This is a genomic window from Veillonella sp. DNF00869, assembly GCF_001553345.1.
In the GTDB taxonomy this organism is placed as follows: domain Bacteria; phylum Bacillota; class Negativicutes; order Veillonellales; family Veillonellaceae; genus F0422.
This window is the reverse complement of record NZ_KQ960768.1, coordinates 24867-41719: the sequence shown is the minus strand read 5'-3', so window position 1 is coordinate 41719 and position 16853 is coordinate 24867. Positions and strand designations below refer to the sequence as shown.

Here is a 16853-nt window from a genome sequence, read left to right as displayed (position 1 = left end):
GTGTACGTAATGAGCACATTTGACAAAGTAAAAGCTATTGTTGTTGAACAATTGGGCGTTGACGAATCTGAAGTGGCTATCGATTCCACTTTCATCGATGATTTGGGCGCTGACTCTCTTGACATCGTTGAATTGATCATGGCATTTGAAGAGGAATTCAATATTGAAATCCCTGATGATGTTGCTGAAAAAATCAAAACTGTAAAAGATACAGTTGATTACATCGATTCTACAAAATAAGTCTAAGCACTTATGCACCACAAAGGGGGCCTCGGCTCCCTGAGTGGATTTGCACATAGGAGGAATAATAGTGAAACTCCCTGAACTTAAAATAGGGAAATTGGTAGCCAAAGTACCGGTAATTCAAGGTGGAATGGCAATCCGATTGTCTACAGCTCGGTTGGCTGCAGCAGTTGCAAATGAAGGTGGTATCGGCCTGATTGCAGCATCTGGCATGCCTTTTGATGAATTACGATACGAAATACAATTAGCAAGAAAATTATCGCCTACGGGCATTATCGGTATAAATGCAATGGTAGCCGCTACAGAATTTTTAGGTCTTGTAAAAACGGCCATTGATGAGGGTATTGACCTCGTAGTAGCTGGCGCTGGATTTTCCAGAGATATGTTTGCCTTAGGTCGTGAATCTGGTACACCTATTGTACCAATCGTATCCACTCCTAAATTAGCTCGTATTTCTGAAGGATTAGGAGCCTCCGCTGTGATCGTGGAAGGTTGTGAAGCAGGTGGTCACTTAGGTACAGATCGCTCCTCTCGTGAATTAGTACCTGAAGTAGTGGTAGCTGTGAAAAATATTCCAGTCATCGGTGCTGGTGGGGTTCTTGATGGAGCAGATATTGTGGAGATGATTAAGCTCGGTGCTAGTGGAGTGCAAATGGGAAGCCGTTTTGCTGCTAGTGTGGAGTGTAATGCCTCTGATGAATTGAAAAAAATGTACGTTCGTGCAGATGCTCCAGATGATATTGTCTTGATTCAAAGTCCAGTAGGACTTCTAGGACAAGCGTTGCGTAATAAGTTTGCAGAAACAGTATTAGACGGTACAGTACCGCCACCTACAGAGTGTCATCGATGCTTAAAGCATTGTTCTCACAAATTCTGTATTATTAAAGCCCTTTCACGTGCTCAACAAGGTGACGTGGAAACGGGATTAGTGTTCTCGGGTAATAATATGCGTAAAGTAGACTCCATATTACCTGTGAAAGAGATTTTTGCTCGCCTAGTTTCAGAGGCAGCAGCCATTGATTAAATGAGATTATAAAGAGGTGGAATAATGGAAAGACGTGTTGTTATTACTGGTTTAGGTGCTGTGACACCAGTGGGAATCGGTAAAGATGACTTTTACAATGCATTGCTACGTGGCGAATCTGGTATCGGTCCAATTACTCGATTTGATGCAAGTGATTATGCAACTCGTATTGCAGGTGAAATTAAAGATTTCGATCCAACACAATTTGGAATTGATAAAAAAGAAGCGCGCCGTATGGACCGCTCTGCAGCATTTGCCATTGCAGCGGCAGTGCTTGCGCAAAAAGATGCTGATTTAGATTTAGACAAAGAAGAAGCAGATCGTTGTGGTACTGTAGTTGGTACTGGTATTGGTGGTATTGATTCTATCCATGATGTATATGTGACTTTATTTGAAAAAGGTCCAGGTCGTGTAAGTCCATTTGCAGTACCTATGATGATTGCAAACATGGTATCTGGTCGTGTATCTATTCAATTAGGCTTAAAAGGACCAGTAGAAACTGTTGTTACAGCGTGTACTTCTGGTACAAATGCGATTGGTGAAGCATTCCGCATGATTGCACATGGTCAAGCAGACGTAATGTTTGCTGGTGGTACAGAGGCGGCAGTTTCTCCAGCAGCAGTAGCTGGTTTCGCATCTATGAAAGCTATGTCTACACGTAATGATGAACCTACAAAAGCATCTCGTCCATTTGCAGCTGATCGCGATGGATTCGTAATGGGCGAAGGTTCTGGTATCGTTGTATTAGAAGAATTAGAACATGCAAAAGCACGTGGTGCTCATATCTACGCAGAAGTAGTGGGATATGGTACAAATGGTGATGCATATCATATTTCTTCTCCAGCACCAGGTGGTACACAAGCTCGCAAATGCATGGAATTAGCATTGAATGATGCAGGGATCAAACCTGAAGAAGTTGATTATATTAATGCCCATGGTACATCTACATCCATCAATGATGCAAATGAAACATTGGCAATCAAACAATTATTTGGAGATCATGCTAGTAAATTAGCAGTAAACTCCACAAAATCTATGACAGGTCACTTATTAGGTGCTGCTGGTGCTATTGAAGCAATTGTTATGGCAATGGCTATTGAGACTGGCAAAGTGCATCCAACAATTAACCTTGATAATCCAGATCCAGAATTGGATTTAGATTATGTATCTGATGGAGCTCGTGATATGAAAGTTGATGTAGCTCTTTCTAACTCCTTCGGTTTTGGTGGACACAACGGAACTATCGTTGTTCGTCGTTACGAGGCGTAATTGTGAATGCTCCTAAAAGTAGCAAAGTAACTAGCAAGGCTCGTGAAGCATTACTTCACGAGCTTATTGCGAATTTACATTTGCCTTTACGCAATATAAGTACATTAAATCGTGCTTTGACACATTCTTCCTATGCGAATGAACATAAATTATCCCATGAATATCATAATGAACGATTAGAGTTTTTAGGGGATGCAGTGTTAGATCTTATTATAGGAGAATATTTATTTACTACATATCCAGAAATGACTGAGGGTGAACTGACCCGTTTAAAAGCATGCACCGTCTGTGAAGGTTCTTTAGCAGAATGTAGTCGTACTCTAGACTTAGGAAAATATTTACGCTTAGGTAGAGGCGAGCGGCATTGTGGTGGAGCCAATAGAAACTCCATTTTGGCAGATACTTTTGAGGCTGTCTTAGGGGCTATCTACCTAGAGTGTGGTTATGATGTGGGAAAACAGTTTGTTTTGAGTCATTTGCATGGATATATGAATATGGCACTTTCCGGGAAAGTAGGAAAAGATTTTAAAACATTGCTCCAAGAGTTAGTACAACAAAAAGGGGAATGTGTGATACGGTATCATGTTATCGATGAAGAGGGACCGGATCATGATAAATTCTTTACTATGGAAGTAGTCATCGATGGAGTCCCATCAGGTGTAGGTTCTGGGCGAAATAAAAAAGTGGCAGCCCAAGCAGCAGCTAAAGAGGCTTATGAAAAGCTTATACAATAGTAAGGATTGAGGGGTGGGGAACCACTCCTTTTTCTATGTGATACATAGGAGAGTAGGCATTCTCATGGTACAATAGAGGATATCCTTCACGTGTACGAGAAATTGAGGTGTACTAGGACGAATAAACGTATTTAGGTTACGATGGTATGCATATAGTAGGTGTATAGATAAAAGGAGGCTTTCATGAGGACTATCAAAAAAGAGAAAACTAGATTACTTCCATTTTTTATTCCTCATATTGGCTGCCCATATATTTGTGTATTTTGTAATCAGCCACGTATATCAGGACAACAAGAGATGGTCAGTCCAGAAATCATTCGTTCTTCCATACAAAGAGCCGTATCAGAACAAGGATATAGTGGACAATGGGAAGTAGCTTACTTTGGTGGTAGCTTTACGGCGATACCACAAGAAATGCAAGATACATTATTGGAACCAGCTAAAGAAGCATTTCAACAAGGAATAGTTCAAGGAATTCGTTTGTCTACTCGTCCTGATGCTATCAGAGAAGATCGATTGAAAGAGCTCTTTACTAGTGGTGTAAGAACCATTGAATTAGGAGTACAAACATTAGAGGAATCCATGCTAGTAGAAGCTAAACGAGGGCATACGGTAGAAGATGTGGAACAGGCGTGTAAAATGATACGTGAAGAAGGAATAACTTTAGGTATACAATTACTCCCTGGGTTACCTGGCGAAACCTGGACCACTTTAGTAAAAACGGCGGTGAAAGCCGGTCAATTGCAGGCTGACTTATGTCGCATTTATCCTGTGATTGTCATTGAAGATACAGAACTAGCTGATCGTGTTCGTGAAGGTAGTTATGTACCATTAACAATAGAACAAGCGGTAGCCTATAGTGCTTTTTTAAAATCCTATTTAGAAGGCAAAGGTACACAGATCATACGTGTAGGTTTACAAAGTACAGAAGATTTTGATGCTGGTCGTGGTATTGTAGGAGGACCCTATGCTCCTGCCTTTGGAGAATTGGTAGTCAATTATGAATGGCTTCAAGCTATCCAGCAAACCATAGAAGAACACCTAGAAGTATTTGGTGTGATTCATAAGGTCATTGTAGAATATCCAAGACCTTTCACATCAAAGATACGTGGATTGAAGAACAGAAATATAGAGTATTTTGGACAGGAATATAAGCAGATAGAATGGACTTGGCAAGAAAAACAGGAAAATAATAATACTGGAGTATTGCATGTCATGATAGATCATATACTATATAGCTTGCCTCTTTAAATAGTGGGTTATGGTTATACAACAATGGATTAACTAATATTCTGTAGAGAGAGTATGTGATGAGAGGTTGGAAATAGGTGTCAGGTTAGGATATAGTATGAACAATATATTATATTGTGTAAATTTGAAACATACCTATGTATACATAGAAAGGAAGCAGTCATGCAATTATTGCGACTAGAAATGAAAGGATTCAAGTCCTTTGCTGATAAAACGGTAGTGTCTTTTTCTCCAGGCATGACTGGGATTGTAGGCCCTAATGGTAGTGGTAAAAGTAATATTACTGATGCGATTCGCTGGGTTTTAGGGGAATCGAATGTACGCCATTTGCGTGGACAAAAAGCAGAAGATATTATTTTTTCTGGCACAGAAGCTCGTCGCCCTCACAATACGGCAGAGGTAAACTTAATTTTTGATAACAGTGATGGCACTTTGGGCAAAGAATTAGCAGAAGTTGTTATCACACGCCGTATGTATCGCAATGGTGAAAGTGAATTCCAAATCAATAAGAGAAATTGCCGGTTAAAAGATATTCATCTATTATTGGCTGATACAGGCTTAGGTAAAGATTCTATGGCCATCATCGGGCAGAATCGTATCGATGCTATCTTGAATAGTAAACCAGAAGAACGTCGCTTAATATTTGAAGATGTGGCGGGTATCTCTCGCTTTAAAATGAATAAAGAAGATGCTATTCGGCGTATCAATAGTACAGATCGTAATATGGAACGATTAGATGATGTGATGAGTACGCTAGGAGATCAATTAGTAGAATTAGAGGCGAAAGCTAATGTAACACGTGAGTACAATACATTATCACAGGATAAGCGTAGCTATGATGGAGCTATTGCTTTTCATGAATATAAAACGGCGGATCGTTTATTTACACGCCAAGAAAATGAAAACTTATCCTACCTTCGTGAGCAAGAAGAATTAGAAACTAGCTTAGATACAATTCAAGAGACTTATAAAACCACACAAAATGAGCTTCAATCATTTCGTGAAACCCACCGAAGTATGGAAGATGAATATGCCACTTTACAAGGTAAATTAGGGGAACTGACTGGACAAATTGAAGTAGCTCGCTTAAAAGAAGCCAATATGGTAGAAGAGTTAAAAGGTGGAGAAGAACAGTTAAGAACTTGGAAGGAAGAACTGAAAGTTAAAGCACAACAATATGATTGTGACTTGACATCTTTGAAAGACCAAGAAAGTAACTTAACATCCATTGGACAAGATGTAAAACAAGCGGAATCTAATTTGCAAAGCACTCGAGACTCTCTTAGTCAAGTGAAGGCTAATTTAGATGGTATGCGCATAGCGGAGCAACATGCTCATGAGCGTCATATTCGTGTTGTTCGTGAGTTGGAAGAAGCTCGCCATCAATTAGCAAGAGCGGAAGAGTTAGAAACACAAAAGAAAGATGATGCGCAACGTTTGAAGGCTACTTTACAAGATATAAAACAATCTGTAGAAGAAACACAAGGGCAATTAGAGGCGCAACAACAGGTTGTTAGTAAAGTAGAGGAAGCGTTGGAGATAGCACGTCAATCATTACAACAGCTAGAGGATACACGCCGACAAAAAAATCAGGAATTAGTAGAAGTACAAAGAACACTGCAAGCTAAAGAAGGTCGTTTAGAACTGTTACATAGTTGGGAAGAGCTGCATGAAGGTTATTTGGAAGGCACAAAAAATGTATTACAAGCGAAAGAAACTTGGTCTTCTCATATTCGTGGAGCTATTGGTGATGTATTCACTGTAGAAGAAAAATTCTTAGTGGCCATTGAAACTGCTTTAGGTGGTGCTATTCATCAAGTTATCACAGAGACTGCAAAGATTGCTTCTGAAGCAGTACAATACTTAAAACGCACACAAGGTGGTCGAGTTACGTTTTTACCGATGGATATGGTACGAGGAAAACGACTCGATCATAAAGCCTTAACATCGCCTTATGTATTGGGATTAGGTGTAGACTGCATTCAATTTGATACACAATATACAGGCGTATTTAATCAGCTATTAGGGCGTACTCTTATTGTAGATACCTTGGACCATGGATTAGCATTGCAAAAAGAATATCATCAACAATTGCGGATTGTTACCTTAACAGGAGAGCAATTGCAACCAGGTGGTGCTCTAACAGGTGGTGCTACAAAACGAAAAAAAGTGTCTATCTTGTCCCGTAAAGAAGAGCAAGACACATTACAGCAAGATATTCATGTATTACGAGATACAGCACAGGTGTTACAACAGACTTTACAAGGACTAGACAAAGAAATAGAAGCTTTAACACTGTCTGGTAAGGGATTACGTCAAACTTATGAACAAGAAGAATTGCAGTTACGTAGCTTACAGCAAGAGCAACAACGCTCCCAAGGAGAGCAAATTAACTTAAGTGGAATGGTGCAGACCTATCATGAGGAAGTACAAAAGGTTCAAGATAAGCAAATAACTTTAGGGGAGAATATTAAAAGGCTAGCAGATGAACTTTCTCAGTTAGAGAATCGAGAAGGACATCAAGAGCAAGTCACAGCTTTGGTTGCCCGAGAGCAAACTTTACAAGACCTAGAACGTGAGCAAAATGAAGAATTGCAAGAAGTACGCTTACGATGGGAACAATCTAGATTGTTGTTAGAACAAAGCAAAAAAGAATTAGCTCAATTAGAACAATATATCAAAGATAAGGAAGTAAATATTGCAAGTTTAGATAGACGGTTAAGCCAATTAGGTGAGGACGTCATACGCTTAGGTTGTGAACCAGCTTTAGCATTAGAATCAGAAAAACAAGCAATAGAAAAACGGGTAGCAGCTATTGGAGAAGCTCGTAAAGGTGGACAAGAAAAAGTACGTACTTGGGAATTGCAATTAAGTCAATTGCAAGAAGAACGAAATCAACAAGAACAGCGTCAACGAATTGTGCAGAAAAAACTAGTGGACCTACAAGAAGGGTTAACAAAATATCAACTACAAGGCGAACAAGCATTGGAACAATTGGGCGCTTTAGGGTATACTAAACAAGAGGCACAGAATATACAGTTAGGTGGCTCCGTACATGAGTGGAAACAACAACAGGCGAACTTAGCAAAACAGATTGAAAGCTTAGGAGCTATCAATCCTAATGCCATTGTGGAATATGAAGAAGCGAAAGAAAAGCTAGCATTCTATCATGCACAAAAAGAGGATTTAGTGATAGCTAAAGAACAACTTGAAGGCGTTATTGCTGAAATTGATGGGGCGATGTCTGAGCAACTACAAGGAGTTCTTACAGAGATTCGTGAGAAATTTCAGCATGTATTCTCTCAATTGTTTGGAGGCGGTACAGCGCAGATTGTAGTGTCGAATCCAGAATTAATTTTAGAAAGTGGCATTGACTTTTATATCCAACCGCCAGGAAAGAAGCGCCAACAATTGAGCTTATTATCTGGTGGGGAGCGAGCGTTGACGGTCATTGCCTTATTGTTTGCATTGCTGGATTATCGACCAGCTCCATTCTGTGTACTTGACGAAGTAGATGCCGCTTTAGATGATGCCAATGTGGAACGATTTAGCCAATATTTGCATAATTTGGGGAATGCCACACAATTTATCGTGGTAACCCATCGTAAGCGGACCATGGAATCAGCCCATGTCTTACAAGGGGTGACTATGGTGGAACGAGGTGTGTCTCGCTTATTAACTGTAGCCTTTGATGAAGTAAAGGAGAATGACGATTATGGCATTTAGTTTTTTTGACCGTGTGAAAGCAGGTTTAGAAAAGACAAAAAATAATTTTGTAAAAAAAGTAGAAACCATCGTTATTGGTTATGCTGAAATCGATGATGATTTTTTAGATGATTTAGAAGCTACTATGCTAGTAGGTGATTTAGGACCTAAAACAACGGCCTATTTGATGAAAGAAATCCGCCGAGGTGTTACGGAAGGGATTATCAATAATACTGGCGAAGTGATGCCTTTCATGGAAGAACGCATTACGGAAATGCTGGGAGCTCAAGAAGAAGTATTGGAGCTCCACAAACCAGAAGTAATCTTGGTAGTGGGTGTGAATGGTGTTGGTAAAACGACAACCATCGCTAAATTGGCTCATTACTATGCAGAGCAAGGTAAAAAAGTAATTATTGCAGCAGGAGATACATTCCGGGCAGCTGCCTCTGAACAATTATCTATTTGGGCAGACCGTGTAGGCGTATCCATTGTAAAACATAAGGAAGGTGCGGATCCAGCAGCAGTGGTATTCGATGCCTGTGCCTCAGCAGTTGCTAAAGAAGCAGACTTAGTCATTGTAGATACAGCAGGGCGCTTGCACACCAAAGTGAACCTTATGGAAGAATTGAAAAAAATCGGCCGTGTAGCAGACAAACAAATTCCAGGTGCACCGCATCAAACCTTATTAGTATTAGATGGCACTACAGGTCAAAATGCGGTGAGTCAAGCAAAACTATTTGGTGAAGCAGTACCTGTCACAGGGATTGTGGTGACCAAATTAGATGGTACCGCAAAAGGTGGTGTAGTTATCTCTATCAAAGAAGAGTTGGGCGTTCCTGTGCGTTGGATTGGCGTGGGTGAGCAAATGGATGACTTGCGTCCTTTCAATGCAAAAGAATTTGCTAATGCTCTTTTTGACAAAGGAGAATAGTGGACCATGACTAGAAATAAATTATATGAATACGTTGTGGACCAAAATGAGATGAATGGTTATGGTATCGATAGAGACAGTATTGAATGTGCTGTAGATATTATGGAATTTGTAGGCGGTGATTTGTACAGACCTCTCACACGCTTACTCTTAAGTAATTGGAAAGAAATTGCTAGCCGTATTGAAAGTTATACGGATGAGCAATGGAATTTTGTCCATCGTATTGCTGAGAACATGAAGGACTCTCTAGAACATGATCATGGTGATGAAACTCATCATTTATCTGATTGTGGTATTGCCATCTTCATTGAAATGTTAGAGGGGGATGACACCGTGACACAAACCTTACAAGGGGATACACCTATCACAGAAGAAGAACTGCGTCGGATTCGTGGCAAAGGATAAACTATATAAGCAATGGAGAAAAGTTGGATCTTAGATTCAGCTTTTCTTTTTGTATATAGGGGATGCGTACAGTCTACTCGTTGTGTCTGATTTGTATCGAACATACAGTACAATAAAATAACCATTCGTGATATAATATAGAAGTTACTAGATATAGAATTAACAATGAACTTTCAGGATTATAGAGATAGATATATAAGGAGGGACTATGAGCGGATTGCATCATTTTCCTGAGGAAGGCATACCTTTTCAAGTAGAGGCCCCCTATTCACCGATGGGTGACCAACCAAAGGCCATCCAGTCCTTGGCAGAGGGAATTGAACGAGGGGAATGGGCACAGGTATTACTAGGTGCTACAGGTACGGGAAAAACATATACCATGGCGAAACTCATCGAGGCCGTACAAAAGCCGACTTTGATCATTGCCCACAATAAAACATTAGCAGCCCAATTGGCTAGTGAGTTCAAAAGTTTTTTCCCTAAGAATGCAGTGGAATACTTTGTGTCCTATTACGATTATTACCAACCAGAGGCGTACATTGCCTCTACAGATACATATATTGAAAAAGATGCGTCCATCAATGAAGAAATCGATAAATTGCGCCACTCGGCGACAATGAACTTATTTGAGCGGAAAGATGTAATCATCGTCGCATCCGTCAGCTGTATCTACGGCTTAGGGGACCCAGAGGACTATAGCACGCTTTGTGTATCCCTGCGACAAGGTCAGGAATATAGCCGGGATGATATTCTTCGTAAATTAGTATCCATCCAATATACCCGAAATGATATGAACTTTGTGCGAGGTACTTTCCGAGTACAAGGGGATACGTTGGAAATTTTCCCAGCTGGCACCAGTGAAAGAGCCATTCGTGTAGAAATGTTTGGCGATGAAATCGATCGTTTAGTAGAAATTGATGTGCTTACAGGTGATGTGATTGTAGAGCGTAAACACGTGGCTATCTATCCAGCTTCTCACTATGTAACGACGAAGGAAAAGTTAGACCTTGCCATTGGGCGCATCGAGACAGAATTGGCTGAACGTTTGGCATACTTTAATGAAAATGGCCGTCTCTTAGAAGCGCAAAGATTGGAGCAACGAACAAGATATGACATTGAAATGATGCAGGAAATGGGTTATTGCTCGGGGATTGAAAACTACTCCCGTCTGTTGTCTAACCGTCAACCGGGAGAAGCGCCAATGACCCTTATCGACTATTTTACAGATGATTTCCTTATCATCATTGATGAATCCCATGTGACCTTGCCACAAATTCGTGCCATGTATAATGGTGACCAAGCTCGGAAACATAACTTGATCGACTACGGATTCCGCTTGCCATCGGCGGCGGATAATCGGCCTTTAAAATTTGAAGAGTTTGTGGAGAGAATCAACCAAATTGTCTATGTTTCTGCTACACCAGGGCCCTATGAAATGGAAGTACAGACGAATGTGGCAGAACAAATCATTCGTCCAACAGGTTTGCTAGATCCTATTATCGAAATCCGACCTATTAAAGGACAGATGGACGATTTACTAGGGGAAATAAAAGATAGAGCCAAGTCAGATGAACGTGTGTTAGTAACGACATTGACGAAAAAAATGGCGGAAGACTTAACGAATTACCTAAAAGAAATGGGTATTCGTGTACGGTATTTACACTCCGACATTGCTACCATTGAGCGTGCCGATATTATCCGTGATTTACGGGCCGGTGTTTTTGATGTTCTCGTGGGAATTAACTTACTACGGGAAGGCTTAGATATGCCAGAAGTATCTTTAGTGGCTATCCTAGATGCAGATAAGGAAGGTTTCTTGCGCAGTGATACGTCCTTGATTCAGACCATAGGCCGTGCGGCTCGTAATGAAAAAGGGAAAGTTATTATGTATGCTGACCGTATTACAGGTTCTATGCAACGCGCCATGGATGAAACAGAACGTCGTCGTGCCTTGCAAGAGGCCTACAATACAGAACATGGTATTACACCACGCACAGTGTGCAAGGAAGTAAAAGACTTAATTGAGTTGACCAAAGTAGAAGGTGAAGTTGCTGCACCTAAAAAAGGTCACAAGCCTAAAGTAGAAACGCCTGTGGTGTATGACAGCACAGCGCCGACAGAAGTGGTGGCAGAAACGGTTGAGCAACTTTCACAGAAAATACAGTACGAAACGAAAGAAGATGTATTCAATGCCATTGAAGAGACTACACGCCTCATGAAAGCAGCGGCGAAACAATTAGAGTTTGAACGAGCTGCAGAGTTGCGTGATGAATTGGGCAGATTGCGCCAAATTTGGTCAGACATGAATGAAGAATAGGAGTTATTTTGAAAGATCAATTAATTATTAAAGGAGCCCGTCAACATAATTTGAAGAATATTGACGTGGTTCTACCAAGAAATCAATTCATCGTATTAACAGGATTAAGTGGATCTGGTAAATCATCCCTAGCCTTTGATACGATTTATGCAGAAGGCCAACGGAGATATGTAGAGTCCTTATCTGCTTATGCTCGCCAGTTCTTAGGGCAAATGGATAAACCTGATGTAGATTACATTGAGGGGCTTTCACCGGCTATATCCATCGACCAAAAAACGACGAGCCGTAATCCTCGATCTACGGTGGGAACGGTGACAGAAATTTATGACTATTTGCGATTATTATTTGCTCGCATTGGTCGAGCTTACTGCCCTACTTGTGGAGAAGAGATTGCCCAACAGACTATTGAGCAAATAACAGACTTAGTCATGAAATTGCCGGAACGTACTAAGATTATGGTGATGGCACCAGTGGTGCGAGGTAAAAAAGGTCGCCATGAAAAAGTGTTGGAACAAATTCGTAAAAATGGATTTGCTCGCGTTCGCATCAATGGAGAGATTCATACCTTTGAGGACGAAATTAATTTAGATAAAAATAAGAAACACAATATTGAAATTGTTGTGGACCGTCTTGTTATTAAGGAAGGCTTAGAAAGCCGCTTAACGGATTCTTTGGAAACGGCCATTCATCATGGGGAAGGCTTTGTTATCATTCAAGAGGTAGACGGCCCAGCCCACCAATTCAGTGTTCATTTCACCTGTCCTAATGGTCACATTTCATTGCCAGAAATTGAACCTCGTATGTTTTCTTTCAACAGTCCTTTTGGTGCCTGTCCATCCTGTTTGGGATTAGGCAGTACCATGGAGGTAGATGAAGATCGTGTCATTCCAGATCCAACGGTTCCTTTTATAGATGGGGGAGTAGCCCCATTGAGTTCGAATCCTAATGCGTGGTTCATGCGTCAATTAGAGGGCTTGTTGAAAGCGCATGGATATACACTAGAAGCAAGTTTTTCAGAACTACCTACAGCCTTACAAAAAGAAATCATGTATGGTAGTACTGAGAAAGTGACTTTCGACTACGAAAATATGCGTGGAGAGGTAAAAACATTCCATACCGAATATGAAGGTATTTTGCCAATGGTGAAACGCCGTCATGCAGAGGCTACTACGGATAGCATGCGGGAAGAGTTCGAATCCTATATGTCTATTAAACCATGTACAGCTTGTAAGGGTGCTCGTTTGAAACCAGAATCCCTTGCCATCCGTGTAGGGGATAAAAATATAGATGAAGTGACACAGCTAACCATTAGTGAAGCGGTGGACTATTTTGGCAATCTACAGTTAACGGAACGAGAAGCTTTTATCGGGGCTCAAATTTTGAAAGAAATCAATGCTCGCCTAGGATTTCTGAACAATGTGGGCTTAGATTATTTGACGATGAACCGCAGTGCCGGCACCTTATCTGGTGGGGAAGCACAGCGAATTCGTTTGGCCACACAAATTGGTTCGGGACTCGTTGGGGTCTTATATATTTTAGATGAACCATCCATTGGCTTGCATCAACGAGATAATGACCGCTTAATTGAAACACTGAAAGGTTTGCGTGATTTAGGGAATACCTTATTAGTGGTAGAGCACGATGAAGATACGATGCTAGCAGCGGACTATTTGGTAGATATTGGGCCTGCGGCAGGTGAACATGGTGGCCAAATCGTGGCGCAAGGTACAGTACCAGAGGTAATGGCTGTGAAAGAATCCATTACTGGTCAATATTTAAGTGGTCAAAAGTATATTCCATTACCAAAAGAACGGAGAAAACCAACAAAAGCTTGTTTAGAGATTCGTGGAGCTAAAGAGAACAACCTACAACAAGTGAATGTGAAATTCCCTATCGGTTTATTTACTGTTGTGACCGGTGTGAGTGGATCCGGTAAATCGACATTGATCAACGAAATTTTATATAAAGGTGTAGCCAATGCACTCTACAGAAGTCATCATAAGGTAGGAGCCCATAAGGAGATTCGTGGTTTAGAGTATGTGGATAAAATCATCAACATTGACCAAAGTCCAATCGGTAGAACACCACGTTCTAATCCTGCTACCTATACAGGGGTCTTCGATGCCATCCGTGAGTTATATAGTCAAACCAATGAAGCGAAGATTCGTGGCTATAAAGCAGGGCGTTTTAGCTTTAATGTCAAAGGCGGTCGCTGTGAAGCGTGTCGTGGTGATGGTATCATCAAAATCGAAATGCATTTCTTACCAGATGTGTATGTACCGTGTGAGGTATGTAAAGGAGCTCGATACAATAGAGAGACGATGGAAGTGAAGTACAAAGGTAAAAGCATTGCCGATGTATTGGACATGGTCGTGGATGAAGCGGTAGATTTCTTTAGCGCTATCCCAAAAATTCACCGTAAATTGGTAACTTTACAAGAGGTGGGCTTAGGCTATATTCGCTTAGGTCAAGCGGCGACTACCTTGTCTGGTGGGGAAGCACAACGGGTTAAACTAGCCACTGAACTGGCTCGGCGCAGTACAGGGAAAACCTTATATATTCTGGATGAGCCGACTACTGGATTACATGTAGAAGATATCCGCAAGCTTTTAGAGGTATTGCAAAAGCTCACAGATGGTGGGGATACTGTGGTGGTTATCGAGCATAATTTAGATGTGATCAAAACAGCAGACCATATTATTGATTTAGGTCCAGAAGGTGGTTTCCGTGGGGGGACCATTGTGGGTACTGGTACACCTGAGGAGATTGCTGCTTTGCCTGAAAGTTACACGGGTAAATTCTTAGGTCCTGTGTTAGATAAAACTAGGAACTATATGGAACAACATCTTTTGGTTGATGAGGAAATACTATGAATCCCATAGATCCACAGTTGCAAGCAGAAGAAGTGAATTTTAATGCCTCTAGTCAGAAAGATATGATGATGGGAGATTTAGAACAGCAAGCGTATATACTGGAAAAGGTCAGTCATCTACCTACCACGCCAGGGGTTTACTTATGGCGTGATAAGTACCAGCGCATCATCTATGTGGGAAAGGCCATCAACTTGCGCAATCGAGTGAGATCTTATGTGCAGCAAGATGTGAATCGCTCCGTGAAAGTGACCGCTATGATGCGTCGTGCGTGGGATGTGGAGACGATCCAAACGAAAACAGAAATGGAAGCTCTTATCCTAGAGGCGACTTTAATCAAGGAGCATCATCCGAAATATAATATTATGCTTCGTGATGACAAGACATATCCTTACGTGAAAGTGACGGTCCAAGAAGAGTATCCCCGCTTGTTTATGACTCGTCGCTTAGAACGCGACGGAGCCAAGTATTTTGGACCTTTCACGGACGTTACAGCGGTACATCATGTACTGCGTATCTTGCGTTCCTATTATCCATTGCGCACTTGTAAAAGTATGAAAGTAGAACGACCTTGTTTGCAATATCATATGCACTATTGTGAAGGTCCTTGCATGAACTATGTGACGGTAGAATCCTATCGCAAATACATAGATGACATTGTAGCCCTTTTTGAAGGAAAACAAGTCCAAGTGATCCAAGAGATTACGTCCAAGATGGAGCAAGCCTCAGAGGATCTGGAGTTTGAGTTAGCGGCAAAATACCGTGATGACTTGTTAAGTATCCAAAAGGTACAAGAAAAGCAACGCATGGTCACACAGCGAGGCGATATGGATGTACTAGGTATGGCCATCGATGGTCCAATGGCTTGTATTCAACTGTTTTTCATTCGCAGTGGTCGTTTATTGGGACGAGAAAATTACTTTGTCCAACATGAAGGGGATAGCCCAGAGCTAGTGATGACGGAGTTCATCAAACAGTATTATGGAGGATCTACATTCATTCCTAAAGAATTGCTATTACCTATGGACAGTGTGGACCGTGAATTATTTAGTGAATGGTTCACCTCTATGAAAGGTCAACAAGTGGACGTATCTGTACCTCAACGGGGCTATAAAAAAGACCTTATCAAGATGGCAGAGGAAAATGCTCAGAACTTCTTGGCAGAACGTCGTCGTCAGTGGCAATACACAATAGATAAGTCCGGTGGGGCCGTGAAAAAATTAGCAGAAGTACTCGACTTGCCAAGATTGCCAGAGCGTATGGAATGTTACGATATTTCTCATATGCAAGGGGCAGAAACGGTGGCATCCATGGTGGTCTTTGAAGGTGGAAAGCCGGCGAAACGAGAATATCGTCGATTTAAGCTAAAAACAGTACAAGGGAAGCCTGATGATTTTGCTTCCATGGCGGAGATTATGGAACGACGCTACGGTAATGAAAAAGATTGGCCTATGCCAGATTTGATTATTATTGATGGTGGTAAAGGTCAGTTAAATGCAGCATTACCAGTCATCCGTGCTATGGGAGTTACTGATGTACCTGTCATATCTTTGGCAAAACGAATCGAAGAAGTATTCGTCGAAGGGGAGTCAGAAAGTATTATTTTAGAACATCATACGCCAGAATTACAATTGCTCCAACAAATACGTGACGAAGCTCATCGCTTTGCTATTACCTACCATCGTAGATTGCGTGGAAAGCGGAACTTAGAATCCGTTCTCGACCATATTGAGGGGATCGGTCCGAAACGAAGAAAAGCGCTGTATAAGCATTTTGGGAACTTGGATGCTATGCGAGTGGTGGAGTTGGAAGAATTGGAAAGTGTTGAGGGAATGAACAAAAAAGCGGCGCTTGCTGTGTATGAGTTCTTTCGGCGTTTGAAATAATGGAAACGAGCAACACATTCCTCCACAAACTGATCCTACGGTAGGTTTGCTCCGGAATATGTTGCTCGTTTCTTGCATAGATTGATTTTGATGCCCTATGGAAAGAACTCATCCACAGGTGGGGCGCCGAGGAGAGAATGGATACTTGTTTCTCTATGAAGTCTGTGGCGTACGGGATTTAAGCTAGCAAAGGGAAGAGCACGGTATACCCCTCACAA

11 protein-coding genes are annotated in these 16853 nt (G+C 41.3%); all 11 read left to right on the top strand.

The genetic code is table 11. The annotated features are described in order from the left end of the window. The first annotated feature begins 9 nt into the window (after nucleotides 1–9). The gene (locus HMPREF3032_RS03260) at nucleotides 10–240 is read left to right on the top strand and encodes an acyl carrier protein (protein WP_009353552.1); all 231 of its coding nucleotides are present in this window, start codon (nucleotides 10–12) and stop codon (nucleotides 238–240) included. Nucleotides 241–310: 70 nt separating this feature from the next. After that, entirely contained in the window at nucleotides 311–1267 is a 957-nt protein-coding gene (locus tag HMPREF3032_RS03255; protein WP_062401828.1) for an NAD(P)H-dependent flavin oxidoreductase, read from the top strand. Nucleotides 1268–1291: 24 nt separating this feature from the next. After that, nucleotides 1292–2536, top strand: a complete 1245-nt coding sequence (gene fabF / locus HMPREF3032_RS03250; RefSeq protein ID WP_009353559.1) for a beta-ketoacyl-ACP synthase II — start codon at nucleotides 1292–1294, stop codon at nucleotides 2534–2536. 2 nt (nucleotides 2537–2538) lie between these two features. Next, nucleotides 2539–3270 carry a ribonuclease III gene (rnc, locus tag HMPREF3032_RS03245; RefSeq protein ID WP_009353573.1) on the top strand — a complete coding sequence of 244 codons (732 nt, stop codon included), beginning with the start codon at nucleotides 2539–2541 and terminating at the stop codon, nucleotides 3268–3270. Between the two features lie 183 nt (nucleotides 3271–3453). Next, on the top strand, nucleotides 3454–4521 hold the full coding sequence (locus HMPREF3032_RS03240) for an elongator complex protein 3 (RefSeq protein ID WP_062401825.1): 1068 nt from the start codon (nucleotides 3454–3456) through the stop codon (nucleotides 4519–4521). 162 nt (nucleotides 4522–4683) lie between these two features. Further along, the gene (smc, locus tag HMPREF3032_RS03235) at nucleotides 4684–8247 is read left to right on the top strand and encodes a chromosome segregation protein SMC (RefSeq protein WP_062401822.1); all 3564 of its coding nucleotides are present in this window, start codon (nucleotides 4684–4686) and stop codon (nucleotides 8245–8247) included. Beyond that, nucleotides 8237–9157 carry a signal recognition particle-docking protein FtsY gene (ftsY, locus tag HMPREF3032_RS03230; RefSeq protein WP_009353136.1) on the top strand — a complete coding sequence of 307 codons (921 nt, stop codon included), beginning with the start codon at nucleotides 8237–8239 and terminating at the stop codon, nucleotides 9155–9157. Before smc ends, ftsY begins: the two co-directional genes overlap by 11 nt. A gap of 6 nt (nucleotides 9158–9163) precedes the next feature. Then, a complete protein-coding gene (locus HMPREF3032_RS03225) occupies nucleotides 9164–9562 on the top strand; it encodes a hypothetical protein (protein ID WP_062401819.1) in 399 nt (132 codons plus the stop codon). 208 nt (nucleotides 9563–9770) lie between these two features. Next, nucleotides 9771–11879, top strand: coding sequence for an excinuclease ABC subunit UvrB (gene uvrB / locus HMPREF3032_RS03220; RefSeq protein ID WP_062401817.1), 2109 nt, complete (start codon nucleotides 9771–9773; stop codon nucleotides 11877–11879). An 8-nt stretch (nucleotides 11880–11887) separates the two neighbouring features. Beyond that, nucleotides 11888–14752: an excinuclease ABC subunit UvrA gene (gene uvrA, locus HMPREF3032_RS03215; protein WP_062401814.1), complete on the top strand. Its 2865-nt coding sequence runs from the start codon at nucleotides 11888–11890 to the stop codon at nucleotides 14750–14752. 68 nt (nucleotides 14753–14820) lie between these two features. Then, a complete protein-coding gene (gene uvrC / locus HMPREF3032_RS03210; protein WP_062402144.1) occupies nucleotides 14821–16635 on the top strand; it encodes an excinuclease ABC subunit UvrC in 1815 nt (604 codons plus the stop codon). Nucleotides 16636–16853 lie beyond the last annotated feature (218 nt).

Excerpts from the sequence above, each read along its gene's own strand:
- HMPREF3032_RS03260 (WP_009353552.1), top strand. The coding sequence starts at position 10 with ATGAGCACATTTGACAAAGTAAAAGCTATTGTTGTTGAACAATTGGGC.
- fabF (WP_009353559.1), top strand. The coding sequence starts at position 1,292 with ATGGAAAGACGTGTTGTTATTACTGGTTTAGGTGCTGTGACACCAGTG.
- HMPREF3032_RS03240 (WP_062401825.1), top strand. The coding sequence starts at position 3,454 with ATGAGGACTATCAAAAAAGAGAAAACTAGATTACTTCCATTTTTTATT.
- smc (WP_062401822.1), top strand. The coding sequence starts at position 4,684 with ATGCAATTATTGCGACTAGAAATGAAAGGATTCAAGTCCTTTGCTGAT.
- ftsY (WP_009353136.1), top strand. The coding sequence starts at position 8,237 with ATGGCATTTAGTTTTTTTGACCGTGTGAAAGCAGGTTTAGAAAAGACA.
- HMPREF3032_RS03225 (WP_062401819.1), top strand. The coding sequence starts at position 9,164 with ATGACTAGAAATAAATTATATGAATACGTTGTGGACCAAAATGAGATG.
- uvrB (WP_062401817.1), top strand. The coding sequence starts at position 9,771 with ATGAGCGGATTGCATCATTTTCCTGAGGAAGGCATACCTTTTCAAGTA.
- uvrC (WP_062402144.1), top strand. The coding sequence starts at position 14,821 with ATGGGAGATTTAGAACAGCAAGCGTATATACTGGAAAAGGTCAGTCAT.